This is a genomic window from Paenibacillus sp. UMB7766-LJ446 (genome assembly GCF_030226665.1).
GTDB classification, from domain to species: domain Bacteria; phylum Bacillota; class Bacilli; order Paenibacillales; family Paenibacillaceae; genus Paenibacillus; species Paenibacillus vandeheii.
Genome location: NZ_JASOYM010000001.1, coordinates 710,580 through 731,234 on the forward strand (window position 1 = coordinate 710,580; position 20,655 = coordinate 731,234).

Sequence of the window (20,655 nt, forward strand, 5' to 3'; positions counted from 1 at the left end):
GATCTCGGTCGATGCACGATATGACATTATGTACGTTGGGATGTGAAGAACAGAGTAACCCCCAGCCATTTTATTGAGTTTCAGTCCATCTATGCTCAGGATGATATGCAAATTCATAGTCTGCGATCATCAAGAATGACACACGTCTTTGCTGATCAAGCACCATGGATAAAATCATCAAATTTTCATAGCCACCTTCAAGTGCGAATTTATCAAATGACGTTATTACACTGTAGTTGCCTTGTTTATCTCTCTCCATGAGATACGTAATTGAGCGTACTTTTCTTTGATTAGAATCAATAAAGGCTTTCTTTCCGTATTGCTGGATTACTTCTTGAATTGTACTGCCATAACCTATGCCACTTGGCGTTTTGTATTTTTTGGAGTTTGCTGCCGCATCATCGATCACGATTCCATCCAAAATTCCTTCTTTGTAATGAATCCACATACCTTTATACTGGTAAACATTCGTATGATAATAATAATCCACGTGTTTCCCCAACTGCTGCTCAACCTCTGCTCGAGTATCTCCGATTTGAATAGTGATATTCTTTGCTCTATTCTGAACTTTAAATTCTTCTTCTGTAAATATCATAGGCGCAGGAGGCAGATTAGAGACTTCGGAAACACTATCGGATACTTCAGAGTTACTTAAAAGAGTCATAAAAAGAACAACAAATAGTATTCCTTTGGTCAACATTAACATTCCTTTCAAACATGTTCAGCAGGTTATAACAATTGAAAATCTTCTCTGGTCATCGCATACATTTTCAAATCCTGCATTTCGTTTTTTATTTTCATATAATTCCGTAAAACTCCTTCGAATTTCATACCGGTCTTTTCCATGACCTTTGCGGAACCGATGTTTCCCACCAGACATTTGGCCTGAATGCGTTCCAATCCGATGTCTTCAAATCCAAATTGATTAATTCGGCTAACCACTTCCGTCATGATGCCTTGACCCCAGTACTCGTTGGATAACACATAACCCAATTCCACCCTCATACTGTTGCTGTCGCACCCCAAATAATTGCAGCTGCCAATCAGCTTCTTCGTTTGTTTATCCTCGATCCCCCATGGTCCCAGCTTACCCACCTCATATCGACTCATGACAAAATCAATAAAGGATTTGGTATCCTCCTTGCTCTGATGTGCATCCCAGGTTGTATATTCGGATACAGCAGGAACCGCGCAATAACGGTACATTTCATCCAGATCATCATAGGTAATGGGTCTAAGGAAGGTTCGTTCAGTTTCCAATACTGGAAATGGGTCAAAATAACTTTCAATGGACTTCATATGTATGCCTCCCCGGCTTATTCAAATTAGTTTTGCGACCGTTGCTTATAAGAAATCACTTTGTCCCGTTACTCTGTTTTGTTCCCGCTTTCCGCTTCTTGATCTACAATTCCATGACTCACAAATCGCTTGAGACTTTCTTTGGTCTTGGAGCTGGTTGCTTCATATTCCGCCCATATTAAATAGAACAACCCTAGGATTAAAGCAACTATACTCCAATTTCTCAGAGCAGTCCCAACATAATTCAACATCTCCTGGAACAAGTCCGAACTCCATAAAGCTACACCAGAACCAAAAATAGCAGCAGTTAAATATCGAACACCGTACAGAAATGCCGCTATGACCAGCAGAAGTGTCCCTGTAGTTCTACGACTCACACATATTTCCCCCTTTATAAAATTACGGCCATAACCTCTCGTGCTTCCATTGCCCATGTTGCAAAACATAACGGATTCTCAGATGCTTCCGCTCCGGGTCTCCCTGCCAGAATTCAACTTCCTGTGCGTTCACGGCGTACAGTCTCCAATTCGGTGTAATAACATCAGAATCTCGGCTGATTCGTTCCTTCTGAGTGGTAATGGCACGTTCCAATTCTTCCTCGCTCTCAAGCTCCTGACTCTGCCTTCCTGTCATCGCAACTGCGCGTGCCCCTACCGATCTTTTCCGAAAATCGGCCGCCCCCGCTTCCTCGCCCATATCCTCGGCGGTCCCTCTTATTCGAATCTGTCTGCCCAGCGCAGGCCAATAAAAGGTCAGTGCCACCTGCGGATTGTTCTCCAGCTGCTGTCCTTTTCGACTCTCCGAGCCAGATGCAAAATAAAAAGCTTCGTCAACTAAGTCTTTCAAGATTAATACTCGTGCATCTGGAAAACCATTCGAGTCCACTGTCGAGATCGTCATCGCATGAGGTTCTTTCACCTCATAATCAATAGCCAGTCTCAGCCAATCCAAAAAAAGCTCCCCAGGTCGATCCGGTAACAGCTCGGTATCCCAAGATGGAAAAGGTCCAGACAAGGACTTCAACCCGCGCAATAAATCACTCGGTTTATCACTCATATCGACAACCTCCTTAGACTTCCATTTCATTCCATTGTAGCGCAGTCTTTATTATGACTAAAAAGAATTACCTGTTGTGAAAATTGTTTTTATATACTCCCTTTTCTAACCTAGATGACTCATCATATTCATGCTGCTAAACTCCCAACCATTTAATCCTTTTTCAACTGTATGAATACTGGTATTTCCAATAGAATAAAACTCCGATGTATTGTTCCAATTTTGGTGTCCTAAAAGATAATAAAGGATGTTGATTACTCCACCGTGCGTGACCAACAGAACATTGGATTCGACCTTTTGCTCCTCTATACTCTGGCATAAATCTCGAAAGGATGTACATATTCTGTTATGAAAATTTCGAGGACTTTCTCCTCCCGGAAACGGGGTATCCATTCCAAGCGTGTTAAAATAAACGCCTGCATATTTCACTTCAGCTTCCTTGTTTGGCATGCCAGCTAAATCTCCGTTGTTCATTTCTCTCCAGTCTTTCAGGTAATGCGCTTTTATATCCAGCCTTTTTTCAAGTTCTTTTGTAGTCTGTTTTGCACGCGGAAGATCACTGCTAATCATCGTATTTATCTTATATTGCTCTGAATGATGGTACAGGTAATCTCCGAGTCTCTCAGATTGAGTAATACCTTCTTCAACGAGCCCTCGCTGACTCCAGCCACCTCTGTAGCCTTCCTCATCCATTCCGTGTCTCACTAAGAAAATCTTCATGTTATCTCCTCCTCGATTTGAATCCTCTTATAACAAACCCCGGCCTTAGATCTTCCTACTTAGGTCGGAGCATTTCATCTGACAAACTTCCATCCTCAAGTTCTACCGCCATAGGAAGCGATAAGCTACCAATTTCACCAATTCAATCGATTAACCCACAAAAGAGGGTTAATCTTTAAAAGAGAATCCCTCTTCTTCAAGTGCTTGTCGAAGTTTGGGCATCGCTGAAGGCCCAATTCCATGCAGCTTCAAAATCTCTTTTTCAGTGAATTGCGAGAGTAGCTGCAACGTTATAATTCCCTGATTCTCCAGCGCTCGTCTGGCAGGTGCAGACAGCAGTGCAAGAAATCCCTCTTTCGGTTTTCGTTCCTTCTCACAGACAGGACAGGTTGGACAATCGCTACTTTTGTAATAGGAATGCCCTTGTTCGCATGTTCGTAATGTTCCTTTAGTGTTTGCCATGCAGTTCACCCCTTTCTGTTATATGTAATTTTATATAAATTCATATATTCTTGTTTCTTGGATATTGCCACGTAGTTATAACACCTTTTGAAAACTACCAATATCCAGTCTTCGCTCAAACTTATATCCCACGCCTTTAAACATCGCACATTGCTCATATCCATGCTTTTCAAATAAGGATATACTGCGTGTGTTTTCCATACAAACGGTAGCAATCAACGTGTAGAATCCTTGCTCACGTGCAACATCCTCTATAAAACTTAACGCTTTTCCGCCAATACCTTTCCCTACGGTGCCCGGTTTCAAATAAATCGTTACTTCAGCCGAGAAATCATAGGCTTGTTTACTCTTGTATTGGGTAATTAGCACATAACCTCTAATTTCGTTCTCTTCTTTAATGACAAACGATTTAAACCGCGGATTTGGGTTCATGACAGATGCTTTGATTTCTTCCAGAGTCAATTCTTCGGTATGAAATGAGATAGTCGTGTTGGAGACATAGTAATTATATATTTCCCTGACTTCAGTCAAATCCTGTTCTGTTATTTCTTTAAAAGAGTAGATGGGCATTTCCATTTTCATACTGATAAATAACATGTCTTCGTCATTCACTTTGCTATAAAACTCCTTATCTCTTTTAAAGCCTATCCGCTCATATACTTTAATTGCTCGCTCGTTGAATGTGGCAACAACCAGTCGAAAATAAGAACGTTTAAATTGTTTTTGCAAAAATACTAAACTTTGTTTAAGGAATACAGATCCTATCTTTTGCCCTGTCAGATCTGGATCTAATCCGAGACCTATATCCAGATATCCTTCTTCTTGATACAGTCCGATTGCTGTTCCTCCCGGCACACGAGCTGATCCCCCGCAACAAATAAATCCCACTAACCTCTCCCGTTCATCCAGGACTGAAAAGTACTCCCCATTCATCAACTCATGAATATCTTCATCGGAATCAGAGAAACTGTACATTTCGTATTCATGATCATACTTCCAGGTAACGATTCTTTCCGCATCAATTAATCTCATTGGATAATAGGATAAAAGCATAAATAGACCCCCTTCTTATACACGTACGGACTTAACGAAACGAAACTGTATAGAGGACAACATCATTGTTTTTCATATAGACTGGCACTCCAGCTCCCCAGTTCCACTCTTCGGATATATTGGAATCCATAGTCCTTGTAGTATTGATTAAGTCTAAGATTATCTGCCATGCAATCCAGCCTGATCAAGACCTTGCCTTTATGTCTAATATTCTCTTCTGCTGATTTTAGAAGGAGTAGGCCTATATGTTGTCCTTTAAAATCTCTATTCACTGCGAATCGGTGTATGTATCCGGAATCCGGGTTGTCGAGTTCTTTCCAAATCAAGGGATCTGACCATGTTAAGGTATACGTGCCTACGACTTCATTGTTCATTTCAGCAAGATACACATCTGATCCATCATTCATGAATTCAATGACTTGTTCCAAATCGAAATACTCAGGACGCCATTGATATATCTCTTTGGAGTTCAGCCACCGGGCAGACTCTTGCCATAGGTTCAACACAGTTAGTGCTTCCTCCGGTAATGCAAGTCTAGTTGTGAGTTTAGTATTAAGTTGCTCCATCCAGATCCCTCGCTTATTCAAAGTCAAAATCTTTTCCCTGAATTACTTTATTTCAAACGGTCTACTATCCCGATCAACCACGCTGCAAATCGTTCTTTCTCCTCGAACTGTGGGTAATGGGCCGACTCATCAAATACAACAAAATCTTTTTCGGGTGCTTCGATCTCATTGAAATACTCTCGTGCCGCTTTCACAGATGTCATATAATCATATTTCCCCATAACAAAATAAGTCGGAAGCTCCAGTTGATCTACAATGTCTGGCAAATGGTTGGCGGATTCTTCCTTCATAAGAATTTCCTGTGTAGCCTGTACTCCCATGGAATACCGAATCACATCGAGCGCATTATATTCGGTTCCCAGTAGAAAGCCAAGCGTATAAGCCTTGTTATCGTCAATCAGCCTGGCTGCACCGCCATACTTGCGAACTAGATCTCTTGGCGTGTACTTTTCTCCTCGCTCGATTGAATCGCGAAGAAGCTCCAAACTTTCCACATCTTCTTTATTGCCTGCTTTTTTCGCTTGTGTAATCGTATATTCCAAACTATCCAGCTCACTCTGAGGAGTATCCGCCATTTGTCCAATGCCTATATAAGCTATGAATTTGTCCGGTGCTTTGGCTGCCGCTTTTGTTCCTATGTATGTACCAAATGAATGACCAACCAGCACAACCTTCTCTTGTCCCAGCTCGTTAGTAACATCATTCGTTAAAGCGAGCAAATCATCGACAAGCACATCCGAGGTCAAACCTGAATAATCCTCCAACAAATGATATGACTTTCCGCTTCCACGCTGATCATAATGCACAATGGTGAAATGTTGCTCAAGCTCCTGCTGATACTTCCTTACATAAGGAATCTCGGAGCAGCCAGGACCACCATGCACGAAAATAAGAATCGGATTGTTCCGATCCGTCCCGCGAATCATAACCTCATGACCTGCACCATTGATCTCAACCTGTCCTAACGTGCTGATACTATTCTCTCCCTTGATCCCGGGGGTCCATGTGGGAAAGATCAGAGCGAGGATTACGATTAAAAGGATACTAACTATGGCGCGTCTGAATATTTTAATCGACTTTTTATATTTTCAATTCCCTTCAAGGTCTTTTTGGTTTGACTAAAGATAAAATGATCATCAGGGTTCCAAACGTGCAGATGATCAGCACGGTATCCTCGCAGCCACAACACGCCGTCAATTCGTCTAAGATAAAACCCATTCGGAAAATCTTCGTCTTCTGTTAGTATCTCTGATGCAATTGTGATGGAGCCCACTGGAGCTCGATGTCGCTGTATAGGATGTCCCGAATAACCTTCAGGCTGATCCAGATACACCAGCCTTAGGTGAGGCCCCAGCTCAAGCGGGCATAATTCCAAATCTAATTCGCTTGCTCTTTTAAAGATCTGACCCGTAGTAGCTCCATCAGGAAAACCAAGTTCACCAACGGTTAGTTCAACGGTCTGCAGACTGTACTTTGTATCAGAAGTTGTAAATTGATCATCAGTTAATAACTTCTCTCCCAATTCATTCATCATGATAGAGTTTTGTTGCAATTTTTGAAAAAGTTGCGTTTTTGTAAGTCCGCCAACCTCTACTGTCCTCTTAATCGTTTCACACTCAGGGTACATTTTCTCGTTTTCGATACGCACTCGTTATCACTCCTAACAAATTGGGTCAGGCCTAAAAAACGATATAATAGACTGAATTGAAATATTCTAGAATTCCACATACATTTCCTTGTTTACCTATACTCTGTTAGTTGAACAGGCTGCCGCTCGACAGCCTTCATATTCTTTAAAACCTTATAATTATAAAATGCATTTTCTACACAAATAGAGTCTGCTTTGTAAAGTGGGATATATTTATCCAAAGGTAGGAGCAGGTAATTCATCAATTTTCAAACGAAGTAAACTATAAGGTTTTTGTCGCATGTCTTTTCCATAATGAAATCTTGCCTGTCTATGTAATTGGTTCACAATTACATATAAGTGTTGATCCGGACCAATAGAAAAAGTATCCGGCCATAAAATTCTCGGATCATGTGCGATGGTTTCCATTATTCCATTTGGCAATATTTTTCGAATACTATCGTTTTCATAGTCTCCAGCATAAACGTTTCCTTTTGCATCCGTTATCATTCCATCAGATGCACCCTTTTCTCCCCAATACTGCACAAGATAACTTAAATTGAAATCCGGTATCGTTTTGTCTCTTAGGGCTTCTGTTGAGATCGAGTATAGGTAACGACTGGATAGTGGACAGTAAAATAACATTTTTCCATCTGGGGAAATCGCTATACCATCAGAGGCCAATTGAAAGGGAGATGTCGAACCATCCGTGTTTCGATTCATCAAAATTTTACCTTCCACTTTCGGCACAAAATACGGATCGGGTGAGGTTGACCTTGCTCCATTTAACCGTCTATACGCATTTCCGTTTTCTAAATCAACAACGATAATAGCACCTGGACCTCTGGAAGAAGAATCCGTTATATAGGCGTAACCTGCTTTACCCACACGAAAATCAAATCGGACGTCATTCAGATACGTTGTCGGCAAAACTACATCTTCTGCAAATGTATATACTTTTCTTATTGTATTTGTTTTTAAATCTACAGCGACTAATTTTGCTCCTCCTTTAACAGGCTCAGAAAAATTTGGTGCACCCGTATCCAATACCCACAGAGTTCCCCTTCCATCAGCAATTACACTTTGGACACTGACGAAGGACATACTGATATTCAAAGGGTTTATCAAATTCGTTTCTAAATTTGGATAAGGCTGCAACTGACCCTCAACAATTTCCGCTACCGTAAATCTAACGTCATCTCCCCATTTCGGAAAGCAAATGAAGATGCGCCCGGTTTCTGATACACTAACGCCTGTAGGCATAGCCCCATAGAATGAAAAAACGAGCTCTAACTTTCCGAAATATTCCTCCATAGGTAACATAGTTTTAGGATATCCTCCCCAACATATTTGAATAGATATTACCTAATAATATGTTTAAGACTTTGTCTAATGCCTGGCTCTTCATTATTCTTTTTCTAACCGAAACATGTCTCTTGCTACTCACGTTTGCTTCCTTCTCGCAGCACATAAGCCAATTGGTACATTTCCGCAATGTCATATCTGTTCTGTTCTTCAAATCTCTTAATCGCTTCACCAATCTCTACAACCTCTACAGCAATCACCTGTTCCCCATCCACCGGATTCAACGGTTGGCCCACAAGTTCAACCTCTCCATAGCCAATGAGTCTCACAAAATGAGGATGCGGAATATGCGCTCTGTACGGCTCAGGCGCACTCGACATGCAATGAAAATGTCCAAACAACTGATACGTGATCAACTTTGCTCCGAGCTCCTCCATCACTTCACGTTTCAGTCCATCCATATACTTCTCTCCTGCCTCCAACGTACCTCCGGGCAGCTCCCATTTCCCATTATCGATCTGAAAAATAACCACTTGTTCCCCGACAAACGGGATGATACTCACATTGCTCACCAGCGTTTCATCCACGATATCGTTCAACCTAAACTCCGCTTCAACAATCCCCCAATGAATCGACGTACTGAGCGCCGGGAATTGTTCCCGATCCAAAGTCTTCATCTTCTATCCAATCCTTTCTATGTAAAATGAATCTTCCATCTATATCCTATCTTTCATTATAGATCAAAAAAGAAAAAAGAAGGCCACCATTCCCATCGGGAATCCATGGACCTTCTAAGGTTATATCAGTTGAACTAAAACATGTTTACACATGCCACTCCGAGCGCTAATGGTGTACCAGTTTCCCATTTTCCAAAAAGAGAACCCTATCACATAGCGGCAAAATCCGCTCATCATGCGTAACCATAACTGCACTCTTGCCCTGCTCTGCAACCAGCTTCGCAATCATGCTCACAATATCCAGTCCGCGTTCCGCATCCAGGCTGGCTGTTGGCTCATCCGCGAGCAATACGGCTGGATCATTCATCAATGCTCTCGCAATGGCAACCCGCTGGCGTTCCCCGCCGGACAGCTTCTCTGCATATGCCTTACGCCGATGGGTTAAACCTACCGTTTCCAGCAGTTCATCCACTCGCTTTGCTGCCTTGGTTTTGTCCGTTCCGGCCAGCTTGGCGACCACCATCAGTTGTTCTTCCACTTTCAGATACGGAATGAGGTTGGCACTTTGAAAAATAAATCCAAGGTGCTGAAGCCGCACATCGGATATATCCTGCTTGTTTTTGCCCATAATTGATGCGCCATCCAGCAGAACCTGACCTTCCGTCGGTTCAAGGAGTGCCCCTGCGATGGACAGAAATGTGCTTTTGCCTGAGCCGGAAGGCCCCATCACTGCGACGAGTTCTCCTTCGGCCACCTCTAGATCCAGCTTATCCAGTATCGTCCGTTTGACCCCACCATCTTCGAAGGTCTGTGTAATTCCCTGTAATACCAGTCGGTTTTTCATGCTGCAGTCCTCCCAATCGCATCAAGCGCATCAATTTTGGTAACCTTCCACACCGAGAATAACGAACCCGCCATAGACATTATGACGAATAACACGCAGGTTAGTGCCAGTGTGGATAAGCTTAATTGAAACGGCATTGAAGCTGGCAAGATGGACTCAAACAGCTGAACCAGCAGAACACTGATCACCAGACTGCCGACGGACAGAAGCAATACTTGCAATGAAACACTGCCAGCCAGATACGAATTTCGCGTCCCGATGGCTTTCAAAATGCCAAATTGACTCGTTTTCTGAATCGTGATGACGTAGAAGAATACCGCAAGTACAAACGCCGAAATGACAAATAAAAAGGCAATCATCATGAGCAGTGATCCCTGCTCTTCTTTGTACCCAGGAATGGCAGATACCGCATCGGACTTCGTAATCACTTCAGTATTCGGTAGAACGCTACTCAGGCTGTCTACCTTCTCGCCTGCATCCTTAACAGCAATTGCATTGTATACAGGAGCATTGGAGTCTGCTGTTCCTTGCGAAGTACGGGAACCTTCCTGGATAACAAGCCATTCCTGTTCGTTCAGGAACACAACCGGTGAGTGACTAAAGGACTCATTTTCAACAAATCCACCCACGGTCCACTCCGTTCCCGAGGCTTGATCAACCAGTACCGTTCCAATCGTCACGCCGGATTCAGACAGCTTTTGATCCACCACAACCTGCCCGTCTTTCTGATCCGTGATCGGAGACCCTTCGGTTACGGTTGGAGCGAGCCAGCCTTCAGGATTCACCATGAAAAGTGTTACATCAATCTTCTTCGTCTCACCAGCTAGACTGACCGTTGTCATTTTCACACCCAGCGGCTCAGCATTCTCTTTCCCCACAACGGATCGTGTCTGCTCCAACTGGTCCTGATTCACCTGGGAGCGGGTAAAACGATGATTTGAATCCTGCTCCAGAACAAAATGGGTTGCTGCCATATTTTTGATGGAAGCCGCGTTGTCATACGCGAGTCCCTGTGCCAGACCTGTTACAAATAAAACCAGAAATGAAACAAGTACCATAATTGTAGCAATTAACGCATACCGTCCTTTGGCAAACCTCATCTCTCTAATAGCCAAGTACATAATTCTCTGACCTCCTCTTGATAACCCAAGTATAGGAGGCGAAAATGAACGGCAAATGAATAACAGATTACATCTGCGGGAGAGTCACGGTAAAGACTGTTCCTTCAGCTGAACTGGACACCTCAATCGTGCCGTCATGGATTCGGATAATTTTCTGCACAATGGCAAGTCCAAGCCCGGTTCGGCCGGAAGAACGCTCTCTTGCACGGTCTACCCGGTAGAAACGATCAAACAGGAAAGGCAAATGCTCCGCCGCAATCCCATCCCCTGTATCCCGAATATGGATTACGCATTGGGCATTGATCTCCTCGGCACGGATCTCGATGCTTCTCCCCTGTGGAAGATGATTCACGGCATTACCCAGCAGATTCATCCAGACCTGCATGAGCAGCACTTCATTGCCATATAGCTGGATGGATTCGGGTACCGAAATTCGGAGCAGCAGCTCCTTTTCTTCCAGCTGCCATTGCAGCACCTGAACCGCTTGACGGAACTGATCCCGCAGAGAGAATTTCACTTTCGTCAAATCCTCATGGCCTTGTTCAAGGGAGGAGAGCAGCAGCAACTGTTTACTCAGCAACGAGAGATGGCGACTCTCCTCCTCAATAATGGAGGCATAGTGCTCCCGTTCTTGTTCAGGCAGTTCGCGATCCCCCACCAATTGGGCAAATCCCTGAATGGAGGTTAACGGTGATTGAATCTCATGTGATACATTGGATACAAACTGCTGACGTGCCTGATCTACCCGTTCCAACTCACGACTCATGGTCATGAAATGCTGGGCTAGCTGTCCAATCTCGTCGCGCCGCGTGGTACGTAATTTCAGATTATAGTTTCCTTGGGCAATGCGCTTGGTCGCCTCCGACAGACGTTCAATCGGATTCACCAGATAGCGGGTACTGATCAAAAAGAGCAGGATGCTAATGCCCACCGTAAACGCTCCAATCAGCGCAAAAAAGATACGCAGTTCACCGAATTGCAAAATGACATCCGGACGGATAAACAGAGCATAACTTGCAGTGCCCATCTGCAGATGAACACCGACGGTATTGCTCAGTTGATTATCAAAGAACCCGGTAATGAACGGTTTGCTAGGAAACTCGGCCACGCCGTGGTAAACCTCACCACCAAGTACCCGGTCTACAGCCTGCTTGTCCAGATCCTTCTGGCGGAATTCACGACCATAGAATTGGTCATTCCCTTTGCCATCCGTCACATAGATTTCGTAACCGAGCGCTGCGGCATTATTCAGATAATGCTCCACCGTAGCGGGTTCCTGCTCCACAAACTGCTTCATTTGCATTGCGATGCTCACCAGCTTCTCATCATTGAAAGACTTCAGCTTCGCATGATAATAAATATTGGATAAAAGAAAACCAAGCATGGCGCTGACCAGAATCACCGCGATTGTAATCAGGAATACCCGAAAGTACAGTGATCTCAATGCGCTTTCACCTCAATCTTATAACCAATCCCCCGTACCGTCTGAATGACAAAATCATCCGCATAATCGGCAAAACGGTCACGCAGCCGCTTAATGTGCACATCCACGGTGCGATCATCTCCTTCGTAATCCGCTCCCCAGACCAACCGAATCAGTTCATCACGCGAGAACAAACGGCCCGGAAACTGAGCCAGCTGTGAGAGCAATTCGAACTCCTTCATTGGCAAAAAGAGAATCGATTGCCCATCGGAGACCTCCACATTGTTCCGGTCAATCACGATGCGGTTCATGCGAATGATATCACTGGACGTGCGATGGTACCGGCGAAATAATGCTTTGACCCGGTAGACCAGTTCCTCGGGTTCAAACGGCTTTGTCACATACTCATCCGTACCTCTTAAGTACCCATCCCGCTTGTCGGATAGCTGATCCCGTGCTGTCAGTAGCATGATCGGAATGTCATAATGTTGGCGAATGAAATCACATAACTCCAGTCCATCCATGCCTGGCATCATCACATCCAGGATCGCCAGATCGATCGGTGTTTCTTGCATCACCTTGACCGCTTCCACCCCATCCTGCGCTTCATGCACCCGGTACCCTTCCTTGGTCATAACATGCCGGAGAAGTGCTCTAATATTGGCATCATCGTCCGCCAGAAGCAGATTCTTCATATCGTTGTCCGCCCCTTTTCTGTAAGTTCTATTGATATAGGCTCATAAACAAAATCAGGGGTTGCCACTTGTGAATGACATCACTACGGGTTCGAAGAATTCTTTCGATCGCTATTCAAACCTGCGAACTCATTCGTTTCTTCAGAATCCTTTTCGTCCCTTCGCTCTGTTCACCCGTATACGTAACCCCTGATTTTTAGATTAGCTGTATACTTGCTTGAAATTTTTGCTATGTAGCGGGAACTTCCGCGACTTTGATCCTGCTCAGATGGTAGCACAAAAGCAATGTAAATCGCCAGCGAACATGCAATGAGCGCACCGGTCATGTTTATATTTTCTCAAAGCTGGTTGACACTATTATTAGGCGCACCTATAATAAAAACATAACATATGAACAGTTGCTCATATATTCACTTATAAATGATTAATCGTTGCCGAGGATCACTTTTAGTCACAAAAGAAATCATATTACATACCGGAGCACGGCTCCAAAGGAGAGGATTTCATATGTCCGGACATCACCACAATCACGACCATGGACACAATCATGCTCACACTAATAACAAAAAAGTACTTTTGTTTTCCTTCATTATTATTACTGTTTATATGATTGTTGAAGCCGTTGGCGGATTCATGACGAACAGCTTGGCCCTCATCTCCGATGCAGGTCATATGTTGTCTGATTCCATAGCTTTGGGGATTGCCTTGCTGGCGTTTACTTTTGGCGAAAAAGCGGTGAACACAGGCAAAACGTACGGGTACAGACGCTTTGAGATTTTGGCAGCTACGTTAAATGGGGTCACCTTAATCGCTGTCTCCCTCTACATCTTTTACGAAGCGATTGGTCGCTTCATCAACCCGCCAGAAGTCGCAACGGTCGGCATGTTGATCATCAGCATCATTGGACTACTCATCAATATTTTGGTGGCCTGGATCATGATGCGCGGTAGCGATACAGAGAAAAACTTGAATATGCGCGGAGCTTATCTCCATGTCATCAGTGATATGCTGGGATCGGTTGGCGCCATTGCTGCGGCTCTGCTCATGATGTTCTTCGGCTGGGGCTGGGCTGATCCCCTCGCAAGTGTCATTGTTGCTGTACTGGTCCTGCGCAGTGGATTCTTCGTCACCAAATCATCCTTGCATATCTTGATGGAAGGAACGCCCGCGAATGTCGATGTGAGTGACCTTGTGCAAACGATTCAGAAGGTAGATGGTGTCAAAGGCGTTCACGACGTGCATGTCTGGTCCATCACCAGTAACCTGAACGCACTGACTGCTCATATTGTGGTGGATGGAACGATGGATGTCTACGCATCCGAGGTGCTTGTTCAAAAGATCGAGCATCTGTTGGAGCATAAAGAAATCAAGCATGTGACCTTGCAGGTCGAGTCTGAGAAACATCTTCACGACACCTCGGTATTATGCACCGTCAAAGGTGAAACACCGGATGCCCATGCGCATCATCACCATTGAGACTGCGAGATATTTAGCTGTAAATTGAAACAGGACTGATTCCCGGTAGCGGAATAGTCCTGTTTTTCATTTTGCACGTAACTTTAATTCCTTTCGGGTGTTATGTAATACAGATGGCAGTATCGAATTCATCGTGTTAATGCACAGTGCTTTTTTTGTTGCGCTTAACCTGACAAATATAATAACGAGGAGGTCAAATCGATCATGGGAAAATTCCAAAAGTTTTTGTCAGTGATCCTTGTCCTGATCACGCTTCTTCTGCTTCTTAACTACCTGGAGTTAAGGGAAAACAATAGACTACAAGTCATCATCATTAAAGGAATATATAACTAACATCTATATTCTCTCGTCAATGATAAATTTTTTCTCATCTTGTTTATTGTTGTTTTGTTTTTTGATTTCAGTTTTCAACTCATGCACTTCTTTGATCAGATACTCAAGTCTTATTGATGTTTTTGACGAATCTATGGCATAACGTACAACTACTACAATGATAAGAAATACAAAAAAAACATATAAACAATAATATTAAAGCTCCAAAGAGATCCATTTAGGTTAACAACTCCTTACTTATATTAAACTTATCGAATGAGGTAACGTTCATGACAAAAAAAGCATTCTATCCGTTTCTTCTCTTCTTCCTTCTTCTCACGGCCTGCGCTTCAGAAGATTCTGCTGAAAATCAGGACACGGAGACTATCCCAAGAAATGAGACTGCACCTGTAATCATGAGTGTTGAGACTAACTTTTCCGAGAAAGGAGGTTGGGTCGTCGTCCCTGCAAAAAGTACAGAATTAAATGTCACAGTAGAGACGACCAACGCAGAAACACTCCTTTTTTGGATTGTTCCAACGGGGACGGAAACTTGGGGAGAGCGAGAACTGATTGGTTACGATATTAACGCGAAAGATGGTTGGAATGTAACGTGGAATATTGCCGGTAAGTCTTTGCATCATCGCTTGGTTGTTCAAGCATTAGGGAGTGATGGAAAGACAATCACCGACGAAACGATAAATATTACGAACGAGTAATTTGAGTTATTTAACGATAGCATATTTAATAATCGGCGCCCACTTTAATCAATCTTTTATTAAGTGGGCGCCGATTGTTTAAAGGTAATACCCCTGGGTTACTTGATCTAAAATGAAATCTCCCCGTCATACTGTGCCTCCATCATTAATCGCCACCACCGCCACAAGATGAGCAGCCGGAAGAGCTGCAGGAAGAGTCGGAAGATGACCCGGAGGATGATCCTGAACCTCCTGAAGAACCACTGCTGTCAGTACAATGATCTGCATAACAGCTGGAACTGCTCGTACAACCGCTGCTTGACGAAGCACCGTAGGCCGTCTTTTCCTGTGGGAGAATTTTCTGCTCCAGACGACCCATGTGCACCCCATATGTTGCCTCATGATGAACCGAATGGTATACCATTGCAGTCGCCATGATGAGAGCCACATCGCTCGCACCCGAGGATTCGAGGGATAGTTCTTTCTCGCTCAGTTTTGACGATCTTTGTAGTTTTTCAATCAGGTAGGTGATAACCTGTGCCGCTTCAGAATCTTCCTGCATGCGTCTAGCATGAAAGAGTTGACCCACTAGTTCAGATTGATTGCCGTGTGCGATCAGCTTCTGAGTTTCACTGGATAACGGATAGCTGAAGAAATCACCCCAGATCGCGGAACTATAGGGAGTGAACTCAAATAATTGGCAATACACCCAGTCAAACCAGGCTCGTGCTCCTGGCGTTTCGCGGCGGGTAACTGCCGGCTCATGATGTACCGTGGAACCCATAAATTCTGTACAAAAATCAGCATATGACTTGGTAAACATCAGCATTTCATGCCATAGCTCGTCCACCTCTTCGCTGAACATCGGCACCTGCTTAAGCAATGAAGCCATAATGAAGTATCGCTTTAGCTCAAGCAGTTTCCAACGATACTCCAACGTTTTCATGTGAGGATATTCCTGCTGAATTCGGATCTTGAGTTTATTGGCAAAATGCTTATTTAAGCTCTTTTCCAATTGATGAACGGTATGCTCATAAGAAACTTCTTCACGAAGTCCGAGATTCAAAGGCATTTTTTTTCGTCTATACGTAATCCTTTTATGCTTCTTGCGGCTTCCTGCTGGACGAAAAATCCTGAGCTTACGCCAAACCAAATATGATGCAACAACCATTACACCTGCTGCTATGTAGTAGTAGATAGGCGACATCGAGGCCTCTCCTCTCCGTAGATCTTTTCTATGTATGGGCGAAACTCCCATTAGTATAAATGACGAGCCGCAACTATTAAAGAGCCCTTTGGCATACATGCCAGGGCTGTAAGGTGGTACATTTTATTTCAGCACATTGTTATGAGATGGCTATGATTACACTGGTTAAAAGCAGGAGCAAAGTTACGGGAGCCCAGATTCTTCGTTCCCATACGCTTCTTGTAATGAGGTTTAATATCGTACCCAGCACCAAATACGCAACAATAAACCAAATCGCCGTACCTGCAAACGTAGACCATCCAGGCAAGATCAGACCTGATTTACTCAGGACAACTAGAGCGATAAAGGCTAGAATAGCGATCTGAAACAAGCAGGCAAATCGCATGGATCGGGGGTATTTCCCGGGAAACTTCCCACCCATGGCATACTCGCCCCACGGCACACCTACTGCTAAAGCAACCTGAAAGAGAATCACGATTAGGATCAGGATGGTAAATGCTATTGATGACGTTAATACGATCATAACCACACTCCAGTATTCAAAGTGGCAGTAGAATCACTCCCATAATAGGGATGCCTTATTTTCCAATCGTAGATCCTTCATTCTCTACAGAAATGCAAACATGATTGTTCTCTAAATTATACAGGATATGACACTAAATCATACTTCCTTTTTTGCCTTTTCGACTCCCCTGCCTGTCCGTTAACCACAGTAACATTCAATAAGTTTGTAATATAGAAGCTCACCCTCGCAAACATCGTAGCATCTTCATATGATCTATGGAATCCACTCGCTCTTTCAACATCGTGTCTCTCGATTGGGAATCAATACAAATAGAGACTTTCACTAAAGGAGAGTCTCTATTTGTATTCTATATTTGTATTTTACTGAGCAACTACTTCTCTACTAATAATAAGTTATAAGGACACTTTTACCCATTAAGCTGAGTCATCATTTCTTTCATATAACGTGTTCCATAGACCTCATTTTGGGGACTTACCTTTTCAATGCGAGCTAAGTCATCAGGTGTCAGTTCAATCGTTGCAGCGTTCGCATTTTCCTCCAAATATTTGATTCGTTTCGTTCCCGGAATCGGCAATGCGTTATTAGCCATAGTCCAAGCTAAAGCCAATTGTGCAGGCGTACAACTCTTCTCCATGGCGATCTCTTTGATTTTATCCACAACTTCTATATTTTTGGCGAAATTGTCTCCTTGGAACCTCGGCATATATCTGCGCAGATCATTAACATCCAAATCTTCGAACTTCCGTATCTCACCTGAGATAAACCCTCTGCTTAATGGACTGTATGCAATATGAGTAATATTCAATTCTCTAGCAGTCGGTAGAATCTCGTCCTCAATATCCCGGCTCCACAGGGAATATTCGCTCTGCAACGCAGAAATCGGATGAACGGCGTGTGCACGGCGTAAAGTGGAAGCCGATGCTTCCGACAAGCCAAGGCAGCGGACTTTCCCCTCTTTAACCAAGTCAGCCATCGCGCCAACAGTCTCCTCAATCGGAATCTGAGGATCTACCCTGTGTTGGTAGTACAGATCAATATAGTCGGTGTCCAGCCTGCGAAGACTTGCTTCTACAGCCTTTTTCACGTAATCCGGATGACCATTCAACGTCTCATAGTTTGGGGTATACGCGAATTTGGTAGCAATAATGGCCTGATCCCGACGTCCCTTCAGCGCTTTCCCCAGTAGTTCTTCATTATGACCATTACCATACACATCTGCTGTATCTAGCAGTGTAACGCCAATCTCCAGGGCGTGATGGATGGTCTTCATTGACTCCTCATCATTGGTTTCCCCATACATCCCCGGAGACATGCCCATAATTCCCAATCCAATCGAAGATACGACTATATCGCTATTTCCCAGCACTCTTTGCTTCATTTCTCCATCTCTCCACCCGTTAATATTAGTCCTTACCGATGCTTTCCATTTGATCTAGCAGCTTGCTTTCTGAAGGAAGCTTTCCTGTTTCTATGTCTTCATAGATGGTCAATTTGTTATTTACCGCTGCAAGTGCTTCGGCAATTTCAAGTTGGCGGCGATGTAATTCTTCCTTATATTCGTGAAGGATCGCTTTCCGTTGTGGAATGGTTGAATCCCCGTCCAGTGCCAGACTAACCATATGTTTCAGTGTAGATACTTTCATACCCGTTGCCCGGAAACAAGACATTAGTCTCATCCAATCCAAATGTTCTTCCTCGAACATCCGATTTCCATGTTGATCCCGCCTAATGTAAGGGAGCAGTCCCTCCTTCTCGTAGTAACGAATTTTATGTGCAGGACAACCCAGCCGCTCCGAAGCTTCTTTTATCGAGAAAGCCATACTGCTGACTCCTCCTTTATGTTCATTTTTGGATGCATTTGGCCGGTTCTTTTACATCCTAAGGCTTAATGTTCACATTAAGGCAAGCACAAATTTTAAAAAAAATTAAATGAACTGACGTTCACTATTTTTAACAAATGGAGGACATAGCACACGCTTCAGTACTGGGAAATAACGAATAGAGGAGATATGTCGAAAAGATCGGTGAAAAGCTGGGATTCGGAGGAAAAGAACTTGGAGAATCTGAGCAATTGTTTCACTTACTTTAATTGTTCGGTGCCATAAAGTACCCGGGCCTGATCACAGTTCAACGGTTCGGTAAAAGGTACTTCCATGAAGTATTCCAGTTGCCACTGTTGCGTTTTTTGAGCCTGCTTACTTGTTGGCTTGTCCCAAGGCGGATATACACGTATGGCCCGCTTGCCACCTTCGCCTTGATCCGATATGATATCTCGCTGTAACAATACATGCTTCGGAAATACAAATTGACCAAAGTGGCTGCCTGTGCGCGCACTAATGACATACATATCTGATGGATCTGATACGTCATATGGCTGTGTCGATCTATCCTCACTCCGCTGCCACAGGGTAACAAATTGTCCGATCTTGGTTGGCGTGGTTTTGGCGACGCGAAATCGAATGGAGAGAGAATTTAAGGTGAACACATACGCCCCGTATTCAGCATTTTGTGCTTCTTCATGTGGTTGTGAGCAAACAAAGCCACACCTGTCATAGATAAGTTCTTTACTGGCAAGTAAGTCGCTATGAAATATATCTGGGGTCGTCCAAATATTCGGACGATTCAAACTACTTTTGTTATCCAACTTGTGATATCTCTCCTGTCTTGTATAGTCTGAACTAAGGCATTTGCGATAGCTGTAAAAAGTTTGCTAGTTCAAAGTTCCTGACATAATCGCTTCCATTCCTGCCATGCCTTCAAGTATTCAGGCAGATCATCAGGATGATGCTTGTTACTCAGCCCAATTCGGCAATATAGATGGACCAGAGCTTCCTCTATCAATCTGGATTTTTCCATATCTACTTGCTCTAACAGTTCGAACGTAGCAAATAATGTTTCGGTGTTGATATCATCCGGCGAGGAGCTAAAAGCATACAAGAAATCATAGAGGATAGGTCCAACCATTGGAGATGGGTCAATAACGCCGATGAGTTCATTTTGATCATATACAAAATTATGAACCCCCGTATCGCCATGTAAAAAAAACTTCTCTTCTTCCTCATGAAACAGCCGATCCACTTTGGATTGAACCAGATTATAATCATCTTTCGTTAAAATACTTCCGATATTCATCTTTGCTTCTTGAATACTGATCTGATTGAATTCTTTCCATGTCCTCTGTGGGAACTCTATTCTGCCCCATGATTTCGGTTCTGAAGAACGCACATATGTATTGAACAGCTCTTTCACCAGACGAGTTAACCAGTCTCTCTTCAGTCCCCGATTGAAATGGGTTGTGCCTTCTATATAGGAGTAAATTAGATAAGTGTTGTCCCGATCAGTCAACATAACCTCAGGCAGTAACGGGGAATTCTTATACGTTTCCAGAAACTGCTGGGCGATGTGAATCTGCTCAGATTCATCCGATTTCAAAATATATTGCTTATTCAGATTCGTACTCAACCGATAAACACGTCCAGCGGTGGTACCTGACAAACTTTGAATTCCAGTGATTTCGTCGTTAATATGATGCATCTTGAATAGGTCATTAATCTCTTTTGTCGTAGGGTTGATTAGCATATGGTTCTC

The 20,655-nt window shown here is 43.6% G+C and carries 24 protein-coding genes; 2 read left to right on the forward strand and 22 right to left on the reverse strand.

Features of this window, described 5'->3' with window-relative positions; all coding sequences use genetic code 11:
* Positions 1-70 precede the first annotated feature (70 nt).
* The 16 genes from QP794_RS03555 to QP794_RS03630 all read right to left on the reverse strand — a co-directional run bounded on the left by QP794_RS03555 (position 71) and on the right by QP794_RS03630 (position 12,848).
* Positions 71-700: a hypothetical protein gene (locus QP794_RS03555; RefSeq protein ID WP_285074943.1), complete on the reverse strand. Its 630-nt coding sequence runs from the start codon at positions 698-700 to the stop codon at positions 71-73.
* A 29-nt stretch (positions 701-729) separates the two neighbouring features.
* The gene (locus QP794_RS03560; protein ID WP_285074944.1) at positions 730-1,299 is read right to left on the reverse strand and encodes a GNAT family N-acetyltransferase; all 570 of its coding nucleotides are present in this window, start codon (positions 1,297-1,299) and stop codon (positions 730-732) included.
* Between the two features lie 68 nt (positions 1,300-1,367).
* Positions 1,368-1,676 carry a hypothetical protein gene (locus tag QP794_RS03565; RefSeq protein ID WP_285074945.1) on the reverse strand — a complete coding sequence of 103 codons (309 nt, stop codon included), beginning with the start codon at positions 1,674-1,676 and terminating at the stop codon, positions 1,368-1,370.
* Positions 1,677-1,698: 22 nt separating this feature from the next.
* Entirely contained in the window at positions 1,699-2,355 is a 657-nt protein-coding gene (locus QP794_RS03570) for a pyridoxine/pyridoxamine 5'-phosphate oxidase (RefSeq protein ID WP_285074947.1), read from the reverse strand.
* A 105-nt stretch (positions 2,356-2,460) separates the two neighbouring features.
* The gene (locus QP794_RS03575) at positions 2,461-3,075 is read right to left on the reverse strand and encodes a histidine phosphatase family protein (protein WP_285074948.1); all 615 of its coding nucleotides are present in this window, start codon (positions 3,073-3,075) and stop codon (positions 2,461-2,463) included.
* Between the two features lie 168 nt (positions 3,076-3,243).
* Positions 3,244-3,537, reverse strand: a complete 294-nt coding sequence (locus tag QP794_RS03580; protein ID WP_285074950.1) for an RNA polymerase alpha subunit C-terminal domain-containing protein — start codon at positions 3,535-3,537, stop codon at positions 3,244-3,246.
* A 75-nt stretch (positions 3,538-3,612) separates the two neighbouring features.
* The gene (locus QP794_RS03585; protein ID WP_285074951.1) at positions 3,613-4,569 is read right to left on the reverse strand and encodes a GNAT family N-acetyltransferase; all 957 of its coding nucleotides are present in this window, start codon (positions 4,567-4,569) and stop codon (positions 3,613-3,615) included.
* 83 nt (positions 4,570-4,652) lie between these two features.
* Positions 4,653-5,156 (reverse strand): GNAT family N-acetyltransferase, encoded by a 504-nt coding sequence (locus tag QP794_RS03590; RefSeq protein WP_285074953.1) that lies wholly within the window; start codon positions 5,154-5,156, stop codon positions 4,653-4,655.
* Between the two features lie 47 nt (positions 5,157-5,203).
* The gene (locus QP794_RS03595) at positions 5,204-6,082 is read right to left on the reverse strand and encodes an alpha/beta fold hydrolase (protein ID WP_285074955.1); all 879 of its coding nucleotides are present in this window, start codon (positions 6,080-6,082) and stop codon (positions 5,204-5,206) included.
* Between the two features lie 122 nt (positions 6,083-6,204).
* Positions 6,205-6,783: a helicase gene (locus QP794_RS03600; RefSeq protein WP_285075205.1), complete on the reverse strand. Its 579-nt coding sequence runs from the start codon at positions 6,781-6,783 to the stop codon at positions 6,205-6,207.
* Between the two features lie 234 nt (positions 6,784-7,017).
* Positions 7,018-8,106, reverse strand: coding sequence for an L-dopachrome tautomerase-related protein (locus tag QP794_RS03605; RefSeq protein WP_285074957.1), 1,089 nt, complete (start codon positions 8,104-8,106; stop codon positions 7,018-7,020).
* Positions 8,107-8,222: 116 nt separating this feature from the next.
* Positions 8,223-8,765 (reverse strand): NUDIX hydrolase, encoded by a 543-nt coding sequence (locus QP794_RS03610; protein WP_285074958.1) that lies wholly within the window; start codon positions 8,763-8,765, stop codon positions 8,223-8,225.
* A gap of 166 nt (positions 8,766-8,931) precedes the next feature.
* Positions 8,932-9,609 (reverse strand): ABC transporter ATP-binding protein, encoded by a 678-nt coding sequence (locus QP794_RS03615; RefSeq protein WP_285074960.1) that lies wholly within the window; start codon positions 9,607-9,609, stop codon positions 8,932-8,934.
* Positions 9,606-10,730, reverse strand: a complete 1,125-nt coding sequence (locus QP794_RS03620) for an ABC transporter permease (protein ID WP_285074961.1) — start codon at positions 10,728-10,730, stop codon at positions 9,606-9,608. Before QP794_RS03620 ends, QP794_RS03615 begins: the two co-directional genes overlap by 4 nt.
* A 67-nt stretch (positions 10,731-10,797) precedes the next feature.
* Positions 10,798-12,174, reverse strand: a complete 1,377-nt coding sequence (locus QP794_RS03625; protein ID WP_285074963.1) for a sensor histidine kinase — start codon at positions 12,172-12,174, stop codon at positions 10,798-10,800.
* On the reverse strand, positions 12,171-12,848 hold the full coding sequence (locus tag QP794_RS03630; protein ID WP_079346508.1) for a response regulator transcription factor: 678 nt from the start codon (positions 12,846-12,848) through the stop codon (positions 12,171-12,173). The genes QP794_RS03625 and QP794_RS03630 overlap by 4 nt, the downstream gene beginning before the upstream one ends.
* A gap of 507 nt (positions 12,849-13,355) precedes the next feature.
* Here QP794_RS03630 and QP794_RS03635 point away from each other — a divergent pair.
* Both QP794_RS03635 and QP794_RS03640 read left to right on the forward strand, forming a co-directional pair.
* Complete coding sequence (locus QP794_RS03635) at positions 13,356-14,324, forward strand: cation diffusion facilitator family transporter (protein WP_285074966.1); 969 nt, start codon at positions 13,356-13,358, stop codon at positions 14,322-14,324.
* Positions 14,325-14,926: 602 nt separating this feature from the next.
* Complete coding sequence (locus QP794_RS03640; RefSeq protein WP_285074967.1) at positions 14,927-15,355, forward strand: hypothetical protein; 429 nt, start codon at positions 14,927-14,929, stop codon at positions 15,353-15,355.
* A 145-nt stretch (positions 15,356-15,500) separates the two neighbouring features.
* Here QP794_RS03640 and QP794_RS03645 read toward each other — a convergent pair whose 3' ends face one another.
* From QP794_RS03645 to QP794_RS03670, 6 genes are all read right to left on the reverse strand, one after another.
* Positions 15,501-16,541, reverse strand: a complete 1,041-nt coding sequence (locus tag QP794_RS03645) for a glycine-rich domain-containing protein (protein WP_285074969.1) — start codon at positions 16,539-16,541, stop codon at positions 15,501-15,503.
* Between the two features lie 139 nt (positions 16,542-16,680).
* Complete coding sequence (locus tag QP794_RS03650) at positions 16,681-17,064, reverse strand: hypothetical protein (protein WP_079346516.1); 384 nt, start codon at positions 17,062-17,064, stop codon at positions 16,681-16,683.
* 409 nt (positions 17,065-17,473) lie between these two features.
* Positions 17,474-18,445 (reverse strand): aldo/keto reductase, encoded by a 972-nt coding sequence (locus QP794_RS03655; RefSeq protein ID WP_079346518.1) that lies wholly within the window; start codon positions 18,443-18,445, stop codon positions 17,474-17,476.
* Between the two features lie 25 nt (positions 18,446-18,470).
* A complete protein-coding gene (locus tag QP794_RS03660; RefSeq protein ID WP_024628148.1) occupies positions 18,471-18,887 on the reverse strand; it encodes a MerR family transcriptional regulator in 417 nt (138 codons plus the stop codon).
* A 260-nt stretch (positions 18,888-19,147) separates the two neighbouring features.
* Complete coding sequence (locus QP794_RS03665; RefSeq protein WP_350338842.1) at positions 19,148-19,711, reverse strand: MepB family protein; 564 nt, start codon at positions 19,709-19,711, stop codon at positions 19,148-19,150.
* Between the two features lie 71 nt (positions 19,712-19,782).
* Positions 19,783-20,646 carry an aminoglycoside phosphotransferase family protein gene (locus QP794_RS03670; RefSeq protein WP_350338845.1) on the reverse strand — a complete coding sequence of 288 codons (864 nt, stop codon included), beginning with the start codon at positions 20,644-20,646 and terminating at the stop codon, positions 19,783-19,785.
* Positions 20,647-20,655: the final 9 nt, after the last annotated feature.